Source organism: Halomonas marinisediminis, assembly GCF_004347715.1.
Classification (GTDB): domain Bacteria; phylum Pseudomonadota; class Gammaproteobacteria; order Pseudomonadales; family Halomonadaceae; genus Halomonas; species Halomonas icarae.
Genome location: NZ_SLTR01000001.1, coordinates 131,999 through 150,130 on the forward strand (window position 1 = coordinate 131,999; position 18,132 = coordinate 150,130).

General features: G+C 62.8%; 19 protein-coding genes. 8 read left to right on the plus strand and 11 right to left on the minus strand.

Going from position 1 to position 18,132, the window contains the following annotated elements; all coding sequences use genetic code 11:
- Positions 1-15 precede the first annotated feature (15 nt).
- Positions 16-441, plus strand: coding sequence for a SufE family protein (locus tag E0702_RS00640; protein WP_132041033.1), 426 nt, complete (start codon positions 16-18; stop codon positions 439-441).
- A gap of 12 nt (positions 442-453) precedes the next feature.
- On the opposite strand, the gene yidD is transcribed toward E0702_RS00640, so the two are convergent.
- The 10 genes from yidD to gorA form a co-directional block, all read right to left on the minus strand.
- Positions 454-807 (minus strand): membrane protein insertion efficiency factor YidD, encoded by a 354-nt coding sequence (yidD, locus tag E0702_RS00645; protein WP_132041034.1) that lies wholly within the window; start codon positions 805-807, stop codon positions 454-456.
- Complete coding sequence (gene hisI / locus E0702_RS00650) at positions 807-1,247, minus strand: phosphoribosyl-AMP cyclohydrolase (protein ID WP_132041035.1); 441 nt, start codon at positions 1,245-1,247, stop codon at positions 807-809. Before hisI ends, yidD begins: the two co-directional genes overlap by 1 nt.
- 21 nt (positions 1,248-1,268) lie before the next feature.
- Positions 1,269-1,715, minus strand: a complete 447-nt coding sequence (locus tag E0702_RS00655) for a transcriptional repressor (RefSeq protein WP_132041036.1) — start codon at positions 1,713-1,715, stop codon at positions 1,269-1,271.
- Positions 1,716-1,780: 65 nt separating this feature from the next.
- The gene (locus E0702_RS00660; protein WP_132041037.1) at positions 1,781-2,755 is read right to left on the minus strand and encodes an alpha-L-glutamate ligase-like protein; all 975 of its coding nucleotides are present in this window, start codon (positions 2,753-2,755) and stop codon (positions 1,781-1,783) included.
- 3 nt (positions 2,756-2,758) lie between these two features.
- A complete protein-coding gene (locus E0702_RS00665; protein ID WP_132041038.1) occupies positions 2,759-4,264 on the minus strand; it encodes a UUP1 family membrane protein in 1,506 nt (501 codons plus the stop codon).
- Between the two features lie 35 nt (positions 4,265-4,299).
- On the minus strand, positions 4,300-5,214 hold the full coding sequence (locus tag E0702_RS00670) for an ATP-dependent zinc protease family protein (protein WP_240721628.1): 915 nt from the start codon (positions 5,212-5,214) through the stop codon (positions 4,300-4,302).
- A 208-nt stretch (positions 5,215-5,422) separates the two neighbouring features.
- Positions 5,423-5,812, minus strand: coding sequence for an ectoine synthase (locus E0702_RS00675; RefSeq protein WP_132041039.1), 390 nt, complete (start codon positions 5,810-5,812; stop codon positions 5,423-5,425).
- A 131-nt stretch (positions 5,813-5,943) separates the two neighbouring features.
- The gene (ectB, locus tag E0702_RS00680) at positions 5,944-7,209 is read right to left on the minus strand and encodes a diaminobutyrate--2-oxoglutarate transaminase (RefSeq protein ID WP_132041040.1); all 1,266 of its coding nucleotides are present in this window, start codon (positions 7,207-7,209) and stop codon (positions 5,944-5,946) included.
- 89 nt (positions 7,210-7,298) lie between these two features.
- Positions 7,299-7,877 (minus strand): diaminobutyrate acetyltransferase, encoded by a 579-nt coding sequence (gene ectA / locus E0702_RS00685; protein ID WP_132041041.1) that lies wholly within the window; start codon positions 7,875-7,877, stop codon positions 7,299-7,301.
- Between the two features lie 351 nt (positions 7,878-8,228).
- Complete coding sequence (gorA, locus tag E0702_RS00690; RefSeq protein ID WP_132041042.1) at positions 8,229-9,608, minus strand: glutathione-disulfide reductase; 1,380 nt, start codon at positions 9,606-9,608, stop codon at positions 8,229-8,231.
- 181 nt (positions 9,609-9,789) lie between these two features.
- On the opposite strand from gorA, the gene can reads away from it, so the two are divergent.
- The 7 genes from can to E0702_RS00725 all read left to right on the plus strand — a co-directional run bounded on the left by can (position 9,790) and on the right by E0702_RS00725 (position 17,445).
- Positions 9,790-10,437, plus strand: coding sequence for a carbonate dehydratase (gene can, locus E0702_RS00695; protein ID WP_132041043.1), 648 nt, complete (start codon positions 9,790-9,792; stop codon positions 10,435-10,437).
- A 231-nt stretch (positions 10,438-10,668) separates the two neighbouring features.
- Positions 10,669-12,249, plus strand: a complete 1,581-nt coding sequence (locus E0702_RS00700) for an ABC transporter substrate-binding protein (RefSeq protein WP_132041044.1) — start codon at positions 10,669-10,671, stop codon at positions 12,247-12,249.
- A 111-nt stretch (positions 12,250-12,360) separates the two neighbouring features.
- Positions 12,361-13,407 (plus strand): ABC transporter permease, encoded by a 1,047-nt coding sequence (locus E0702_RS00705; RefSeq protein WP_132041045.1) that lies wholly within the window; start codon positions 12,361-12,363, stop codon positions 13,405-13,407.
- Positions 13,404-14,360 (plus strand): ABC transporter permease, encoded by a 957-nt coding sequence (locus E0702_RS00710; RefSeq protein ID WP_132041046.1) that lies wholly within the window; start codon positions 13,404-13,406, stop codon positions 14,358-14,360. The genes E0702_RS00705 and E0702_RS00710 overlap by 4 nt, the downstream gene beginning before the upstream one ends.
- A 19-nt stretch (positions 14,361-14,379) precedes the next feature.
- Complete coding sequence (locus tag E0702_RS00715; RefSeq protein ID WP_132041047.1) at positions 14,380-15,402, plus strand: ABC transporter ATP-binding protein; 1,023 nt, start codon at positions 14,380-14,382, stop codon at positions 15,400-15,402.
- On the plus strand, positions 15,399-16,466 hold the full coding sequence (locus E0702_RS00720; RefSeq protein ID WP_132041048.1) for an ABC transporter ATP-binding protein: 1,068 nt from the start codon (positions 15,399-15,401) through the stop codon (positions 16,464-16,466). Before E0702_RS00715 ends, E0702_RS00720 begins: the two co-directional genes overlap by 4 nt.
- A 52-nt stretch (positions 16,467-16,518) precedes the next feature.
- Positions 16,519-17,445, plus strand: a complete 927-nt coding sequence (locus E0702_RS00725; RefSeq protein WP_132041049.1) for a LysR family transcriptional regulator — start codon at positions 16,519-16,521, stop codon at positions 17,443-17,445.
- Positions 17,446-17,509: 64 nt separating this feature from the next.
- Here E0702_RS00725 and msrA read toward each other — a convergent pair whose 3' ends face one another.
- Positions 17,510-18,124: a peptide-methionine (S)-S-oxide reductase MsrA gene (gene msrA / locus E0702_RS00730; protein WP_132041050.1), complete on the minus strand. Its 615-nt coding sequence runs from the start codon at positions 18,122-18,124 to the stop codon at positions 17,510-17,512.
- Between the last annotated feature and the right edge of the window lie 8 nt (positions 18,125-18,132).

Genomic DNA, 18,132 nt, shown 5'->3' on the forward strand with positions numbered 1-18,132 from the left:
CCAACAGGAGGCTCCATGACGATTGACGCAACCGCCGAGCAGGCCCAACAGGAACTGATCGAGGAGTTTGAGCTGTTCGATAACTGGATGGATCGCTACCAGTACATCATCGATATGGGCAAGTCGCTGCCGGAGTTTCCCGAGGAGTGGAAGCGTGACGAGCTCAAGATTCAGGGTTGCCAGTCCAATGTCTGGATGCGCCACGAGTGTCGAGAAGGTGTTCTGCACTTCGACGCCATCTCCGATGCCGCCATCGTCTCCGGGCTGATCGCCGTGCTGTTGCGCATCTACAACGACCGGCCCGCCGCAGAGATCCGCGATACCTCACCACACTTTCTCGGTGACCTGGGGCTCGACAAGCACCTGTCGCCCACGCGCAGCAATGGCCTCAACGCCATGCTCAAGCGTATCTACGAGGTGGCGGAGCAGGATACCGCCTGAGCCCCGACCGGCTCAGGAGGTTGGGCCGTCACGCTCCGCGGGGAGGTCCGACGTGCGGGGACGGAAGTTCTCGTCGAGCTCGGGATCCTCGCGGCACAGTGTCTCGCTGGGGCCGCCCGGCACCGGGTCGATGCCGCCTTCACAGCCAGGATGGCAGCGGGCGATGCGACGAGCGGCCAGCAGCCCGCCTTCGAAGGGGCCATGCACGCGAATCGCCTCCTCGGCATAGCGGGAACAGCTGGGCCAGTAGCGACAGCGCGGCCCGAGCAGGGGGCTCAGGGTTACCTGATAGAGCCTGACCAGCCCGATCATCAGCCAGGCCGTGGCCTGGCGAAGGCCTCGTGCCAGCTTGGCCAGGCAGGGCATCAGGGCTTTCCGTAGAGCGCGGTGGGATCGATCAGCGGGGCAGTGGTGATGCGTGCCGACTCCTTCTCGAGCGCTACATAGAAGCAGCTGCGGCGTCCACTGTGACAGGCGGGGCCCGTCTGGTTCACCTGCAGCAGCAGGGTGTCTCCGTCACAGTCGAGCGCGGCTCCCCTGAGGTGCTGCTGCTGGCCGGAGCTCTCGCCTTTACGCCACAGCTTGCCACGTGAGCGCGACCAGTAGCAGACCCGTCCGGTGCGCAGGGTCTCCATGAGCGCCTCCCGGTTCATCCAGGCCATCATCAACACCTCGCCGCTATCGTGCTGCTGGGCGATGGCGGGAATCAGACCATCGTCGTTGAACCCGATGGATTCGAGCACAGGGACGAGATCGTGTTGGCTGTCGGCGGGCGCCTGCTCGAGCGCCTTGAAGATATCGGACATCTCAATTCTCCGCAGAAAGGGTCAACCGTCGGTATCGCCGCAGGCATCGCAGCGTCCCAGCAATTCGATCGTCTGACGCTCGACCCGGAAGCCCAGCTGCTGGGCGCAGTCGGCGAGCTGGGCATTGACATCTTCCAGGTGCAGTTCCTCGACTCGCCCGCAGAGGCGGCAGATCAGCAGCTGGAAGCCGTGAGAATGCTCCGGGCAGGGACAGGCAACATAGGCGTTGAGCGACTCGATACGGTGCACCAGGCCCTGATCGATCAGAAACTCCAGGGCACGGTATACCGTGGGTGGCCGAGCCGAGGCATGCTCGTCGGCCAGGCGGTCGAGCAGGTCATAGGCCTTTAGGGCACCGGACGCCTCGGCAATCATCTCGAGCACGCGGCGTCGTATCGGCGTAAAGCGCGCCCCGCGCTGCTGGCACTGCCGCTCCGCCTGGAGCAACAGGTTTCGGGAATCAGTCATGGCACCCGTCGGCTGTCGAAGTTGGCGACATTCTACGCGGGTGGGCGAGGGCGGGCCAGCGTGCCTCAGGCTCCGGCGGTGGCTTCAAGCTCGCTTCGACGGGCGAAATGGTGGCGCGCAAAGTCCACCCGTGCCTGGGCAGCCACTCCCTCCGGCTGCTTCTCGACCAGATCGAGGCGACGCCTCAATCCTTCGCCGTTGGCCATCTGGATCGCCAGCCCGGGCCTGGCGTTGAGCTCCAGCAGCATGGGGCCCTGATCGCGATCGAGCACCATGTCAGTGCCCAGATAGCCGAGCCCGGTCATCTCATAGCAGCCGGCGGCCAGCAGCAGCAGGGTAGGCCAGTCGGGGATGGTCAGGCTGGCCAGTTCATGGCCGGTATCGGGGTGGTCATGACGCGTGCGATCGAACTGAACTCCCCGGATGGCGGTGCCGGAGGCAATATCCAGTCCCACGCCGACGGCGCCCTGATGCAGGTTGGCCTTGCCATCCGAGGCCGCGGTGGAGAGGCGCATCATCGCCATGACCGGGTAGCCCTTGAACACGATGACTCGGATATCCGGCACCCCCTCGTAGGTGTACTCGGAGAGGCCCTCATCGAAGTTGATCAGTGCTTCGATCAGCGCCACATCAGGAGCTCCCCCCAGTGAGTAGAGCCCGGAGAGGATATTGGAGACGTGACGCTCGATATCCGATAGGCTCATGCGAACACCGCTGGGCTTGATGTAGTCGTTACCTTCGACACGCTCCACCACCAGGATGCCCTTGCCGCCGCTGCCCTTGGCGGGCTTGATCACGAACCCCTGGTGTCCGGCAAGCAGCTCACCGATATGCTTGACGCCGAACTGGGTGGTAACGGTGCCAATCAGTGCCGGTGTGGTGATGCCAAAGCGCTCGGCGAGCAGCTTGGTCTGCAGCTTGTCATCCACCAGCGGATAGAGACGGCGATTGTTATAGCGTCCGATATAGCGAATGTTGCGGCGATTCATGCCGATGATGCCCTTGGCACGCAACTTGCCAGGCGTCGTCCATTCTCGCATGGCTCAATCCTCGGTGACCGGCTTGAAGCGACGCAGCTCCAGCAGGCGATAGCCGGTGTAGTTGCCGATCATCAGGATCAACGCCATCAGAATCAGCTGAATCCCCAGGAAGTTGAAGGTGATATGGCGTACCCAGGGGTTGTTCATGGCCAGATATGCCAGCACCGCGGTGAACAGGCTGCCACCGCCCTGGATCAAGACCTCCTTAGGACCTTCCTCCTCCCAGAGGATCGACATCCGCTCGATGGTCCAGGAGAGGATAATCATCGGGAAGAAGGTGATGGTCAGGCCGGCATTAAGCCCGAAGCGGTAGGCGAGCACCGAAAACACCGAAATGATGCCGATCACCGTGATGATCACCGCCGTCACTCGCGCCACCAGCAACAGATTGAGGTGCGACAGGTAGCTGCGAATCACCAGGCCGACGGCGACCACCAGCAAGAAGCCGATCAGACCGGTGGCCAGGCTTGTCTGGATAAAGGCCAGAGCGATCAGTACCGGCATAAAGGTGCCTGAGGTCTTGATGCCTACCAGGATGCGCAGTACCACCACTACCAGCGCGCCGATAGGAATCAACAGGATCGTCTGGAACAGTGCCTGCTCCTCGAGCGGCAGGCTGTGAATGGAGAAATTGAGCAGGGTATCCTCGGCCAGCTGGTTGCGAACCGCCGCGGCCGCCGGCTGGTTGCGAGCCAGCATCGAGAAAGTGACCCTTGAGTTGCTGCCCCCCTGAACCTCGAGCACGGCCTGACCGCTGCCTTCCCAGATCAACAGGTTGTCGGGGCGTCCCTGGGCACCGGTGGCCGGATCGAAGAGTGCCCAGTGCTGACCGTCAAACACCTGGACCCAGCTGGTGAGCGACTGGCGCCGCCGACCGTCCTCGAGCATTAGTCCGCTCACCTCTCTGGCCGGGACGCCGGCCTGGTTGAGCAGCCGAACGAGCAGGGGCGTGCGCTCGAACTGGGTCAGCAACAGCCGTGCATTCTCGCCCTGACGCTCCTCATTGAAGTCGTGAAGCAGCTCACGGGCGAAGGTGAAAGGATCCGCACTGCGGCCCCAGGCACGTTCGATCATCTGGGTGGCCGCCGTATCATAGGGTCGCTCCCAGACGATATCGCGGCGAAGCGGTGGGGTGTCCAGGCGAGGAGGGCGGCTGTCCGGTGCCACCAGCACCTGGGCGGTGTAGTAGAGCTGCTGGGAGCCAGTGGCTTCACGGATCGACCACTGGGCCCGCCTGCCGCCATTCTCTTCCACGAAGGAGAGGCCGTAGCCGGGCGAGGCCGTATGCTCGGTAAGCAGGCGAAAGCCCTCCTGAGTCGAGGGGAGCGCCATGTCCACCAGTACCGGATCACCCAGTGCCGTGAAATTGACCTGGGCCTCCACCTCCCATACCTGGCGCTGTTCTCCCGGTGTCCAGGGCACCTCGAGCTGATAGTGACGATGCAGGGTCATGGCGGTGCCGGCCAGGAACAGCACGCCAACCAGCAGATAGAAAGGCAGTCTTGACATGGGGCTTCCTTGGCAGAGAGCGACTAATGCGCGGCTCAGTGCGTTTCGTTGTCGAGGTCGGCATCATTCTCATGGCGTTCGGCTTCCGCTGCGGGACGCCCGCCGGGAAATTCGGGCCGCGGGTGAAGGTACCTCTCGGCCACATCGATGACGGCGATATCGAGCAGGAAGCGCCTGCCCAGCAGGGCCGGAAAATCGAGATGGGTACGATCACTCAGCGTGAATTCTACCGGCTCCTGAATCGGCCCCAGGGTCATCATCAGGGTCACCACCGGGCGCGACTCTTCACCAGTTGCCTGGATGATGCGCACGCGACGCTCGATAGGGGCTTCGATCCATTCATCCCGCACCGCCTCGACGACGACGTCGTCCTCCGCCAGTCCCAGCTTGAAGCGGACCCAGTTTTCGCCGTCACGTTCGAAACGGGTGATCTCGCGGGCGGAGAGCGACGAGGTACTGGCGCCGGTATCGATACGCGCCTTGAGGTAGGTGCCGACATCGGGCAGCCCGATCCATTCGCTGCTACCCAGGACCGCCTTGTTGCCGATCCCCAGTTCATCGGCCGCGCACTCGCGCCTGACAATCACTGGTTCGGACTCGTCCTCAGCGATTTGGTCCAGGCGCGTGTTTGTGCTGCGCAACAGCGAACCCACCTCGCGCATATCGCCGATCAGCAGATCCTGGCGGCTCGCAACAGACGATAGTTCAGCATCAATCCGGGTGTTGTCGCAGCTGGCAAGCAGCGTCGCTTCCAGCGCATTCATGCGCTGGTGAAAGTCGGTCGAGGACAGGACGGGCGGTGGCGTCGGCTTTTCCGTCAGCGCGACACAACCGGAAAGCGCGATGGCAGACGCTGCGAGCGTCGCACTCAGCAGAGGATGGAGCATGGGGAAGGGCACTTCCTTTGGATAGTCTGGCGATGATAAGGAGTCGCCGAGGATCTTGTCCAACTCGGAGACGCCTCACCAGGCCGAAGCACATGAGTTTCAGGAGGCTTTGGGGAGTTTTGCATCATCAAATTTAACATAATATACATTATGCGAATTACGGCATTGCCGCTGCCGATGGCTTCTCATCCCAACACATAACGGGCCCCGACGATGCTTGTCGGGGCCCGTTACACAACTTGCGGCAGCGTTTATGACTCAGCGCCGCCGATTACTCGGCCGGTGCGTAGGAGCCATCTTCCCGGTGGACTTCGTTGCCGGTTAGCCCAGGGGTAAAGACGCAGGCCAGATGCATGGTCTTGGTAGCACGCAGCAGGTGTTCGTCGTGCTGGTCGAGGATATAGATGTCGCCCGGCTTGATCGGCCAGATCTTGCCGTCGGCCAGGGTCTCCACCTCGCCTTCACCTTCGATGCAGTAGACCGCTTCGAAGTGGTGCTTGTAGTGGATATGGGTCTCGGTGCCTTCGTATATGCGGGTGATGTGGAACGAGCAGTTGCCGCCATCGTCGGCCAGTGACAGCCGGGTGCTGTCCCAGTTGCCGTTCTCCGCCTTGACCAGGCGATCCGTCTTGCGGCACTCCTCGAGATTACGAACGATCATGGGTTCTCTCCTTGAATGTTGCCTTGAATGTTGCTACTTGGCATGGGTTGTTTTCCGCTCTTGGGGAAACGATAGACTATTCATAAAGTGAGCCAACATTGCGGCTCTCTCGTACCATACTAATCGCGCTCTCAGCTTAGCGCCTGTTTGGCGCTTTGCTCGAGAATATCCAGACCCTTCTGCAGGTCCTCATCGGAAATCGTCAGCGGGCAAAGGCACTTGACCACCTCGCCGTCCTGGCCGCTGGTCTCGATGACGAGCCCGTTCTCGAACGCCTGGTGGGTGATCTTGTCGGCGATCTCGCCACTGCCCACATCGATGCCACGCATCAGACCACGCCCTCGTTCGGAGGCCTCGATGCCTTGTTCGCTTATCCAGGCGGCAATCTTGGCGAAACGCTCGGAGACGACCTCTCCCTTGCGCTGTACCTCCTTAGCGAAACTGTCATCGGTCCAGTAGTTCTCGATCGCGGCGGCGGCCGTGGTGAATGCCAGCGCGAAGCCTCGGAAGGTACCGTTGTACTGTCCCGGCTTCCAGACATCCAGCTCGGGGCGCATCAGGACCTGGGAGAACGGCAGGCCAAGCCCGGAGAGCGATTTGGAGTTGGTCACGATATCCGGCACGACATCGGCGTGCTCGAAGCTGAAGAACTTGCCGGTACGTCCGCAGCCCGCCTGGATGTCGTCGACAATCAGCAGGATGTCATGGGCACGGCAGATCTGTTCGAGACGCTTGAGCCAGTCGAGGCCACAGGCATTGATACCGCCCTCCCCCTGCACGGTCTCGACAATGACCCCGGCCGGCACATCGAGGCCACCGGACTTGTCGCTCAGCAGCTTCTCGAAGTAGTCCAGGGTGTCGGTGCCATCGCCCAGGTAACCGTCATAGGGCATGAAGGAGCCTCCCACCGTGGGGACGCCACCGGTGGCCTCACGGAACTTGCGGTTACCGGTGGTGGCGAGTGCCCCCATGGTCACGCCGTGAAAGCCGTTGGTGAAGGTCACGATGTTGTGACGCTGCTTGGCGTTGCGTGCCAGGCGAATGGCCGCCTCGACGGCGTTGGTGCCGGTGGGCCCGGGGAACTGCACCTTGTAGTCGAGGCCTCGCGGCTTGAGGATGATCTCATCGAGAGCCTGGAGATAACGGCGCTTGGCGGCGGTGAAGAAGTCCAGACCGTGGATGATATTGTCTTCGGCCAGATAGTCGAGCAGGGCCTGCTTGATCTTGGGGTTGTTGTGCCCGTAGTTCAGGGTGCCGGCACCGGCCAGAAAGTCGATGTACTCGCGACCCTCCTCGTCGGTCAGGCGGGCGTTCTTCGCCTTGGTGAAGACTACCGGGAAGGAGCGCGAGTAGGTACGAACGTCAGATTCCATGCGTTCGAGGATCTGGGTCTGCATCGTAGACCTCCTGTGTAGCGGAATGATGGAGTGTGACAAGGCGCGAGGCGCAAGCGCGTCCTCGCGGTCAAGCGGAAAAGAGACGAGCGTCAGAGTCGGTCTGTCTGAAAGGGGCCGATCCGGACCAGGTTCTCGGGATCGTGTTCGCCACCAAGCTGGTCGGTGGAGAAGTATTCGCGGCTGTTCAGCGGCACCTGCCAACGATCGGCCAGGCGGCGAAACAGCCCCCAGGAGGCCTGGTTGTCGGGAGTAATGGTCGTCTCGAGGTGGTGGACCTCGGCAAGTTCGGGTCGGCTCATGATCGCCTCGACCAGACGCCGGGCCAGGCCGGTGCCACGTGCCTTCTCACCGACGGCGACCTGCCAGAGGAAATAGGTATCCGGGGCGTTGCTCTTCACATATCCCGAAACGAAACCGACGACCTCGCCCTCCTCGTCCGTGGCCACCGCGCAGGTGTCACGAAACTGTGTAGCCAGCAGCAGATAGGCGTAGGCAGAGTTGACGTCGAGGGGCGGGCAGGATTTGACCAGTTCATAGATTCCCCAGCCATCATCGGGGTTGGGCTTGCGGATAAACAGGTCACTGGCATCAGCGTCGACCACTTCGTCGGCGACGGTGGGACGTGCAAGGTCGGCTGAAGGTGTGAAGGGCTCGGTCAATGTCATCATTGGCGGTGTTCGCTTCGGCGATGTCGGCAGGAAGTATACCAAGCGTTCGGCAAATCTCAAATTTGCGATTATTTTACAGGGCGGTATCCATAATAAAAAATTATGCGAGTCGGTGCAGGAGCCTGGATCGATAACTGGATAGAACGCTCTATCGACGCCTGGAAAGGCTCCCCATCTAGGCTTATCACAATCACCAGCCAATGGGTTTCACGTGGTCTCTCTTCCAGTGGTGGCCAGTTCCAGTAGCCGTGATATCGATCGACCGCCCTGCCCATTCTCCCAGTCTAGACCAGCCTGACGGCACCGGCCTCAACGAAAAGGGCCGCCCGAAGGCGGCCCTGGTTAACCGGTTTAGCGCCGTGTCGGCGTGCGCATGGTGACGAACTCCTCGGCGCCGGTAGGGTGAATGCCCACGGTGGCGTCGAACTCGGCCTTGGTCAGTCCCGCCTTGACGGCGATGGCGATGCCCTGAATCACTTCGCCGGCCTCCTCGCCCACCATGTGCGCACCGACCACCACGTCGCTGGCATCGTCGATGATCAGCTTCATCAGGCAGCGCTCGCTGCTGCCCGAGAGGGTGTGCTTCATGGGGCGGAAGTTGGCGGTGTAGACGCGAATCTGGCCACACTGCTCGCGGGCCTGCTCCTCGGAGAGGCCGACGGTACCGATATTGGGGTGACAGAATACCGCCGTGGGGATGTGGCGGTAGTCCAGTGGTGCGGCAGGTGGAGTCTCCTCGAAGTGGCAGCGCACCAGATGCATCGCCTCGGCGAGCGCCACCGGCGTCAGCTCCGGCCCACCCGTCACATCGCCCAGGGCGAGTATCGAGGAGACCGACGTCTCGAATCGCTCGTTGACCCGGATATGGCCGCTGTCATCCAGCGCCACCCCCAGGGTATCCAGCCCCAGTCCTTCCAGGTGTGGTCGCCGTCCGGTAGCGGCGAGCACCGCATCCACTTCCAGGATCTGGTCATCGGTCAGGGTGACCCGCAGGCCCTCCTCGCTCTTGTCGATTCGCTCGATATTGGTCTCGAAATGAAGCTGAACGCCCCGCTCGGCCATCTGATCACGGGTGAACTCGCGCACCTCCTGGTCGAAGCCACGCAGGAATAGCTCTCCTCGATAGATCAGGTGAGTCTCGCTGCCCAGGCCATTGAAGATACTGGCGAACTCTACCGCGATATAGCCGCCTCCCAGCACCAGAAAGCGCTTCGGAAACTCTGCCAGGTCGAAGATATCGTTCGAGTTGAGCGCCAGGTCGCTACCGGGGAACTCAGGAACCCAGGGCCAGCCGCCCACGGCGACCAGAATCTTCTCGGCGCTGTAGATCTCATCACCCACTGCCACATGGTGGGCGTCGAGCACCCGAGCACGGCCGTTGATAAGGCTCACTCCCGCCCCGTCGAGCAGCCGGGCATAGATGCCGTTCAGGCGCTTGATCTCGCCGACCTTGTTATCCCGTAGCGTCGGCCAGTCGAAGCGTGGTGGTTCGGGCAGGTGCCAACCGAAGCCCCCTGCATCCTCGAAGGCGTCATGGAAGTGAGCGGCATAGGAGTAAAGCTTCTTGGGCACACAGCCCACATTGACGCAGGTGCCGCCGAGGTAGCGGTCCTCCGCGACGGCGACCCGGGCGCCGGCGGCGGCCGCGGTACGCGCCGCCCGCACACCGCCGGAGCCGGCGCCGATCACGAAGAGGTCCCAGTCATGGGTGGTGGAATCGAGTTCGGACACGATGCTGCTCCCTGTCGTGGGCACTGGGCCCTGGATTCAAGGCGCCGATGATAGCAGCGATGGGCGCGTGACGGCATGGCGCGAACGCCTGGATGACCGCCCCGTTTTATTGTTGACCGCCATGCCGGGGAGGAGTAAAAAAACGCCACCCTACGACGCCCACTTGCCTTGAGGTCATCTCATGAGAAAGGAAATTGAGTCCCTACTGGAGAACAACCGTGCCTGGGCCGACAAGGTCAACCGGAATGACCCCGATTTCTTTACCCGGTTATCGAACCAGCAGAACCCCGACTACCTCTGGATCGGCTGCTCGGACAGTCGCGTCCCCGCCAACCAGATCATCAATCTGCCTCCCGGTGAGGTCTTCGTCCACCGCAACGTCGCCAACCTGATCCACCATAACGATCTCAATGCGTTGTCGGTGCTGCAGTATGCGGTCGATGTCCTTCAGGTGCGCCATATCATGGTCGTGGGACACTACGGCTGTGGGGGTATCCGTGCGGCCATCGAGGGCGGCGACAATGGCATGGTCGACAACTGGCTGCACTCGGTGCGTGAGCTCTATTATCAGCACCGTGACGAGCTGGAGCCGCTCTCGCCGGATGAGCGGGTGAACCGCATGTGCGAGCTCAACGCCTGCTCTCAGGTGCAGCGCCTGAGTCGTACCAAGATCATCCAGCATGCCTGGCAGCGTGGACAGCAGATCTGGATTCACGGCTGGGTCTATGGGCTGTCCGACGGTCGGGTCAAGGATCTCGACTGCACCATCGCCGGCCTGGAAGAGGCGGCCGACCTCTATCGGATTCAGAGTGCCACCCCGGTGGACTGATTCCCGAACGGATGTCTGAACTGGGACTCTGAACTGGTCAGTGCCGTTGCCAGGAGGCGGCGGCACCCATGCTCTACTTTCGTATAAGACAAGAGTGGTCAATTCATCCAGCGCATGACGCCACTCGGAATTTCGATTGTACCCCACCCTGTCGGGTCTCTATGTTGAGGTGTGCAACAGCCGTGTGCGGTGATCGCGCACCAACAACAATCCTTGTAAAGGGAACCCGACATGATGTTCAAGCGCACCCTTCTGGCTGCCGTCGTTGGCGCCACCATGACCGGCGCCGCCATGTTGCCCGCCGTTGCCAGCGCCGAGACCACTCTGCGCATGGCCTATGATGCGGACCCGGTCTCGCTGGATATTCACGAGCAGCTCTCCGGTGGCATCCTGCAACTCTCGCACATGACACACGACCCGCTGGTTCGCTGGACCAAGGATCTCGAGTTCGAGCCACGCCTGGCCACGGAGTGGGAGCAGGTGGACGACACCACCATGCGCATGACCCTGCGTGACGGGGTCGAGTTCCACAGCGGCAACGCCTTCTCCGCCGAGGATGTGGTGTGGACCGTGGAGCGTCTCAAGCGGAGCCCCGATTTCAAGGCGATCTTCACTCCCATCGAGAGTGTCACTGCCATCGACGAGACCACCGTCGAATTCAAGACCGCCGAGCCTTACCCGCTGCTGCTCAATCTCGCCACCTACATCTTCCCGATGGATAGCGAGTTCTACTCCGGTAACGATGACGATGGCGACCCCAAGGACGAGATCGTCAAGAACGGCAACTCCTTCGCCTCCTCGAACCTTTCCGGTACCGGGCCCTACACGGTCGTCGAGCATCGCAAGGGCACCCGCATGGAGTTCGCACGTAACCCCAACTACTGGGATAGCGAGTCACCGGGCAATGTCGATACCATCGTGCTGACCCCGATCAGCGAAAACGCGACCCGTGTGGCCGCCCTGCTCTCCGGTGACGTCGACTTCATTGCCCCCGTACCGCCCAATGATCTCGAGCGCGTGCGCCAGAGCGAGGACGTCCAGCTGGTCACCCTCTCCGGCACCCGTATCATCTTCTTCCATATGAATCAGGAGCGTGTCGAGGCCTTCAAGGATCCGAAGGTTCGTCAGGCCTTTGCCTATGCCGTCAACCAGGACGCCATCGCCGACCGCTTGATGAAGGGCTTTGCCACCCCCGCGGCCCAGTTTTCCCCCGAGGGGTATGCCGGCCATATCGACTCGCTGGAGCGTCGCTACGACCTTGAGAAGGCCAAGGCCCTGATGGAGGAGGCCGGCTACGCCGATGGCTTCGAGATCACCATGATGGCGCCCAACAACCGCTATGTGAACGATGCCAAGATCGCCCAGGCCGTGGCCACCATGCTGGCGCGCATCAATGTCGACGTGGACCTCAAGACCCTGCCCAAGGCGCAGTACTGGGGCGAGTTTGATGACCGCGCCGCCGATATGATGATGATTGGCTGGCATGCCGATACCGAGGACAGCGCCAACTTCCATGAGTACCTGACCGCCTGTCCGGATGCCGACACCGGTGCCGGCCAGTACAACGCCGGCAACTACTGCAACCCGGAGCTCGACAAGCTGGTGGCCGAGGCCAATCTCGAGGTCGACCTCGAGAAGCGCGCCGAGATGCTGAAACAGGTCGAGCAGACCCTCTACGACGAGGCCGCCGTCGTGCCCCTGCACTGGCAGGATCTGGCCTGGGCCTCGGCAGCCAACGTGGATATCGAGCCGGTGCTCAACGTGATGAACTTCCCCTACCTCGGGGACCTGGTCATCAACGAGGACGAGTGATCCTGATGCCGGCCCGGCGGGCCGGCATCACCCCCAGTCACTCCCCCAACCAACGAGCAACGGCCATCGCCCGCGAATCCGTTGCTGCCTGTATGCCCACAGGACACCTTCATGATCGCCTTTCTGATCAAGCGCCTCTTCCATGCGCTGCTGGTGATGTTCGTCATCAGCCTTATCGCCTTCTCGATTCAGGACAACCTCGGCGACCCCATTCAGCAGATGGTCGGCCAGTCGGTGCCCGAGAGCGAGCGCGAGATCCTGCGCGAGGAGCTGGGGCTCAATGACCCCTTCCTGGTCCAGTACCTGCGCTTTGCGAGGAATGCCGTTCAGCTGGACTTCGGCTACTCCTACATCTTCAACGAGCCGACCACCGACGTGGTACTGCGCCACCTGCCCGCTACGCTGGAGCTGGTGGCGGCGACCACGCTGCTGATCGTGCTGCTGTCGGTCCCCATCGGGGTCTACAGCGCCATCAAACCGCGCGCCTGGCTGTCGCGATTCTTCATGGGGGCCTCGATCGTCGGCATCTCCATACCGGTCTTTCTCACCGCCATCGTGCTGATTCAGCTGTTCTCCATCGGCGTCAGCTGGTCCCCCTTCCCCGGGGAGACGGGCTGGGGCAGCTGGCTCAACGGTCTGGTCTCCACCGAGGGGGGGATGCCCGCCTACGGCCGTGGTGACCCTGTGCATGTCGTCGGCACCTGGTACACCAACTTCGCCTCTACCGAGGGCCTCGTCTATCTGGTGCTGCCGTCCATCTCGCTGGCATCGATCATGCTGCCGCTGTTTATTCGTCTGATTCGTGCCGAGATGCTCGAGGTCCTGCAGTCGGAGTACGTGAAGTTCGCCCGGGCCAAGGGGATCAGCCTGCGGCGCATCTACTTCCTGCATGCGCTCAAGAACACCATGCTGCCGGTGATCACCGTAGGCGGCGTACAGATCGGCACCCTGGTGGCCTACACCATCCTGACCGAGACCGTGTTCCAGTGGCCCGGCATGGGGCTGATGTTCCTCAATGCCATCAACCGCTCTGATATCCCGCTGATCATCACCTACCTGATGATCGTGGGCTTGATCTTCGTGATCACCAATACGCTGGTCGACCTGATCTATGGCCTGGTCAACCCCACCGTCAAGCTCACAGGGAAGCCCGCATGACCACCCAGACCTCCCCCGTGCAAGCCCCACCCCTGCCAAGCCGCTGGGAGCGCCTGCGCGACTCCTACCTGCTCTACAGCTTCAAGCGCGATCCGATCGCCCAAGTCAGCCTGCTGGTCTTCATCGTCTTCGTGGCCTGTGCGGTGCTGGCGCCGTGGCTGGCGCCGATGAACCCCTATGATCTGGCCCAGATCGATATCCTGGCCTCGGAGCTGCCGCCCTTCTGGATCGATGGCAGTGACCCCGCCTATGTGATGGGTACTGATGCCCAGGGGCGCGACCTGCTCTCCACCATCCTGTACGGCGCCCGGGTGTCGCTGATCATCGGTTTCGGTGCCGTGGCGCTACAGGCCCTGCTGGGTGTGGTGTTCGGCCTGCTGGCCGGCTACCTGGGCGGGCGGATCGATGCCTTTCTGATGCGGCTGGCCGATATCCAGCTCTCCTTCTCCACGCTGATGGTGGCCATCGTGGTGGGTGCCCTGGTCAAGGCAATCTTCGGCGGTGCCACCTTCAGCACCTACGCCGTCCCCTTGCTGGTATTGATCATCGGCTTGGCCGAATGGCCGCAGTATGCCCGCACCGTCCGCGCCTCGGTGCTCGCCGAGAAGGGCAAGGAGTACGTGGACGCCGCACGCACCATGGGACTGCCCAGCCGACGCATCATGTTCCGCCATATTTTGCCCAACACCCTGTCACCGATTTTCGTCATCTCCACGGTACAGGTGGCCAACGCCATCATCTCCGAGGCCGCCCTCTCCTTTCTGGGGCTTGGCATGCCGGAGACCCACCCGTCGCTGGGTTCGCTGATCAAGTCGGGCTTCGATTACATCCAGTCGGGCTCCTGGTGGATCACCCTGATTCCGGGTGCCGTGCTGGTTGTCCTGGTACTGGTGATCAACCTGCTCGGCGACTGGCTGCGCGACGTGCTCAACCCTCGCCTCTACAAGGGCTGATGACGCCTACGGAGTTTCCATGTCACTTCTCGAAGTCAACCAACTCGACGTGCGCTTTGCCCTGCGTCGGGGCGATGTCAAGGCCCTGCGCGACGTCAGCTTCACACTCGATCGTGGCGAGCGGCTGGGTATCGTCGGTGAATCCGGCGCCGGCAAGTCGGTGGCGGCATTCAGCCTGCTTAACCTGATCGCCAAGCCCGGTTATATCGCCGGCGGCAGCATTCGTTTCGACGGCCAGGAGCTGATCGGGATGCGCGACCGCCATCTGCGCCAGATCCGCGGCAACCGCATCTCGATGATCTTCCAGGATCCGATGATGACGCTCAATCCGGTGCTCTCGATCGGCGAGCAGATGGTCGAGTGTCTCAAGGCGCATCGTCGCATCGGGCGTCGCGAGGCGCGGGCCATCGCCCTGCGCAAGCTCGAACAGGTACATATCCCTTCGCCCGAGGCGCGCCTGGATCAGTACCCCCATGAGCTCTCGGGTGGCATGCGACAGAGGGTGATCATCGCCATCGCCCTGTTGCTTGACCCGGATATCATCATTGCCGACGAGCCCACCACGGCGCTGGACGTGACCATCCAGGCCGAGATCATGGACCTGCTGCTTTCGCTGTGCGAAAAGCACAATGTCGGTCTGATCCTGATCACCCACGACCTTGGCGTGGTCAGCCAGGTGACCCAGCGCATGCTGGTGATGTACGCCGGACGCGTGATCGAGCAGGGGCCGACACGCGAGATCATCAACGATCCCCAACACCCCTATACCCAGGGGCTGATGAATGCCCTGCCCCAGATGGCCACACCGGGCAGCCGCCTGAACCAGATCCCCGGCAGCATGCCGTCACTCGACAACCTGCCCAGCGGCTGCGCCTTTCATCCCCGCTGCGGCTTCACGCAACGTCCGGATGGCAGCGAGCGCACGGCCTGCCGCAGCGAGGTGCCCGGATTCGTCGCCTCCGGCAACTGCCAGGCGGCCTGTCATATGGTGGCCGAGATGCAGGACCAGGAGCGCATTCCGGCACAGGAGACGTCTCGATGACCGATACCCTATCCAGCCCCCGTCCGGAGGCGAGTCACTCCCGCGCCGACAGCGCGCAGCCACTGCTCGAGATTCGTGGCCTGGAGAAGCGCTTCTCGCTCTCCGGCGACTTCCTCGAGCAGCTCAAGTTCAAGGGTGGCAGGCTCGTGCGCGAGCAGGAGCATGTCCACGCCATCAACGGCGTCGACCTGGAGATCCAGCGCGGCGAGGCCCTCTGCGTGGTCGGCGAGTCGGGCTGTGGCAAGTCCACGGTGGCACGTACCGTGATGGGGCTGCTGCACCCCTCGGCGGGTGAGATCCGCTATGCCGGCGAGCGCATCGACGACCTCTCGACCCAGGCGCTGATGCCCTATCGGCGGCGCATGCAGATGATCTTCCAGAACCCCTATGCGTCGCTCAATCCGCGCATGACCATCCAGCAGACCCTGGAGGAGCCGATTCGGCTGCACCACCCCGACTGGAGCCGCCAGCGGGTCCGCGACCAGGTCGACGAGGTCATGGCATCGGTGGGCATCGCCGCGGACTGGGGCAAGCGCTACGGCCATGAATTCTCCGGGGGGCAGCGTCAACGCATCGCCATCGCCCGGGCCCTGGCGGTGGATCCCGAGTTTATCGTCGCCGATGAGCCAATCTCCGCCCTCGACGTCTCCATCCAGGCCCAGGTGCTCAACCTGCTGATGGATGCGCGGCGAGACCGCAACCTCACCTACCTGTTCATTACCCATGATCTCGCCGTGGTCGAACATTTCGGCACTCGAGTGGCGGTAATGTATCTGGGCCGTGTGTGTGAAGTGGCCCCGACGGCGACGCTGTTTGCCACGCCGCGCCACCCCTATACCCAGGCGCTGATGTCGGCGATTCCCCGCCTGGAGGATGAGCGACCGCAGCATATCCGTCTGGAGGGCGAGGTGCCCACCCCGGTACATCTGCCCTCGGGGTGCGTCTTCCACGCCCGCTGTCCGCACGCCAATGCGCGCTGTCGTCAGGAGATTCCCAGGCTGATCGCCCGCGACGACGGCAGCCAGGTCGCCTGTCATGGGGTCGAGGAGGGTCGAATCGACTGAGCCCCCGGGGCATCTGGCATAATGCCCTTTTGGCTCGTCGACGGGAGATGACATGGAGCTGCGCTGGCTCGAGGACTTCATGGCGCTGGCGCGAACGCGACACTTCTCGCGGGCCGCCGAGCAGCAGAACGTCACCCAACCGACGTTCTCCCGCCGTATCAAGCTGCTCGAGGAGGAGATGGGCACCGTGCTGGTCAACCGCCAGACGCTGCCCCTCTCCCTGACCCCGGCCGGTGAGGAGTTCCTGGCACTATGCCATGATGTCACCCAGCGAATGGCCGAAAGCCGGCGGCGGCTGGCTCATCTCGCCGACCAGCACGCCGGGCGCATTCGCCTGGCGGCCCCCCAGAGCCTGTTGAGCCACTTTCTGCCTGCCTGGCTTGGCCGGTGGTCGACGCCCCCACCCATTGTGCCCGACCTGCGCGCCACCGGGTGGCTGGTCGATGACTTCTTCCGGGCCCTGGCCCAGGATGAGTGCGACCTGGTGTTGTGCTACTGGCCGTGCTCGCCGTGTGGCATCGAGCCGGATACCCAGGACTATCTCTCCTGGCGGCTCGCCGGCGAGAAAATGGTTCCGCTCTCTCTCCCGGAGCCGGACGGAGTGCCACGCTTCTCCCTGGAGGGGGCCGCGAGCCTGCCGCTGATCGCCTATCACCCCCGCGGGCTGACCGATGCCGCGATCCGTACCCATCTCGCCCGGCTCGACGACACTCCCGACTTCCGCATCCTCAACGAGAGCATCCAGAGCAGCAATATCCGTGAGCTGGTCTCCCTGGGCTACGGCCTGGGCTGGCTACCCGAATCCAGCGTACGGGATGCACTGGCCCAGGGGACCCTGGTGCCGGCGGGCGGTGAACGCTGGCAGGTACCCATGGACATCGTGCTGTTTCGTCGTGCCGACAACCAGCAACCCACGGTGGCAGCCTTGTGGGATGCGCTCGTCTCTGTGGGTCAACTCGATAATGGCCAACCCGATTAGCCAGCCCCGCAAACCAGCCCGATTGAACGGCATGTCTGATCCGGGCTCCCTGGCGCAAGCCACTTCAGGCGATGGGGCAGCTGACCCCGGTGCCGCGGAGTCCGCAGTAGCCGTCGGGGTGCTTATGCAGGTACTGCTGATGATCCTCCTCGGCATAATAGAAGGCCGTGAGGGGGGCAATCTCGGTGGTGATGTTCCCTCCACCGGCCCGCGAAAGCGCCTGCTGGTAGGCATCGCGTGTCTGCAGCGCAAGCGCCTGCTGTGACTCGTCGGTCGTCAGGATCACAGAGCGATACTGGGATCCGATATCGTTGCCCTGGCGATTCCCCTGGGTAGGATCATGGGCCTCCCAGAACCGTTGCAGCAGCTGTTCGAGACGGATCTCGGCCGGGTCGAAGATGACCCGAACCACCTCCGCATGGCCGGTTTTCCCACTGCAACACTCCGCGTAGGTAGGGTTGGGCGTTACGCCGCCGGCATAGCCCACGGCGGTAACGTAGACACCGTGCAGCTGCCAGAACAGCCGCTCGGCTCCCCAGAAGCAGCCCAGACCCAGCACGATCTCCTGCAGCCGGTCGGGAAACGGTGGCAGCATGGAGCGGCCGTTGACCGCGTGCACGCCGCTGATGGCGAGTGGTGTATCGCGACCGGGCAGAGCCCGGGAGGGATCCAGTGTCATGGTACGTC

What these genes read in the sequence shown, in the direction of transcription:
- E0702_RS00640 (WP_132041033.1), top strand. Translation starts at nt 16, where the DNA reads ATGACGATTGACGCAACCGCCGAGCAGGCCCAACAGGAACTGATCGAG.
- yidD (WP_132041034.1), bottom strand. Translation starts at nt 807, where the DNA reads ATGCCCTGCCTGGCCAAGCTGGCACGAGGCCTTCGCCAGGCCACGGCC.
- hisI (WP_132041035.1), bottom strand. Translation starts at nt 1,247, where the DNA reads ATGTCCGATATCTTCAAGGCGCTCGAGCAGGCGCCCGCCGACAGCCAA.
- E0702_RS00655 (WP_132041036.1), bottom strand. Translation starts at nt 1,715, where the DNA reads ATGACTGATTCCCGAAACCTGTTGCTCCAGGCGGAGCGGCAGTGCCAG.
- E0702_RS00660 (WP_132041037.1), bottom strand. Translation starts at nt 2,755, where the DNA reads ATGCGAGAATGGACGACGCCTGGCAAGTTGCGTGCCAAGGGCATCATC.
- E0702_RS00665 (WP_132041038.1), bottom strand. Translation starts at nt 4,264, where the DNA reads ATGTCAAGACTGCCTTTCTATCTGCTGGTTGGCGTGCTGTTCCTGGCC.
- E0702_RS00675 (WP_132041039.1), bottom strand. Translation starts at nt 5,812, where the DNA reads ATGATCGTTCGTAATCTCGAGGAGTGCCGCAAGACGGATCGCCTGGTC.
- ectB (WP_132041040.1), bottom strand. Translation starts at nt 7,209, where the DNA reads ATGCAGACCCAGATCCTCGAACGCATGGAATCTGACGTTCGTACCTAC.
- ectA (WP_132041041.1), bottom strand. Translation starts at nt 7,877, where the DNA reads ATGATGACATTGACCGAGCCCTTCACACCTTCAGCCGACCTTGCACGT.
- can (WP_132041043.1), top strand. Translation starts at nt 9,790, where the DNA reads ATGAGAAAGGAAATTGAGTCCCTACTGGAGAACAACCGTGCCTGGGCC.
- E0702_RS00700 (WP_132041044.1), top strand. Translation starts at nt 10,669, where the DNA reads ATGATGTTCAAGCGCACCCTTCTGGCTGCCGTCGTTGGCGCCACCATG.
- E0702_RS00705 (WP_132041045.1), top strand. Translation starts at nt 12,361, where the DNA reads ATGATCGCCTTTCTGATCAAGCGCCTCTTCCATGCGCTGCTGGTGATG.
- E0702_RS00710 (WP_132041046.1), top strand. Translation starts at nt 13,404, where the DNA reads ATGACCACCCAGACCTCCCCCGTGCAAGCCCCACCCCTGCCAAGCCGC.
- E0702_RS00715 (WP_132041047.1), top strand. Translation starts at nt 14,380, where the DNA reads ATGTCACTTCTCGAAGTCAACCAACTCGACGTGCGCTTTGCCCTGCGT.
- E0702_RS00720 (WP_132041048.1), top strand. Translation starts at nt 15,399, where the DNA reads ATGACCGATACCCTATCCAGCCCCCGTCCGGAGGCGAGTCACTCCCGC.
- E0702_RS00725 (WP_132041049.1), top strand. Translation starts at nt 16,519, where the DNA reads ATGGAGCTGCGCTGGCTCGAGGACTTCATGGCGCTGGCGCGAACGCGA.
- msrA (WP_132041050.1), bottom strand. Translation starts at nt 18,124, where the DNA reads ATGACACTGGATCCCTCCCGGGCTCTGCCCGGTCGCGATACACCACTC.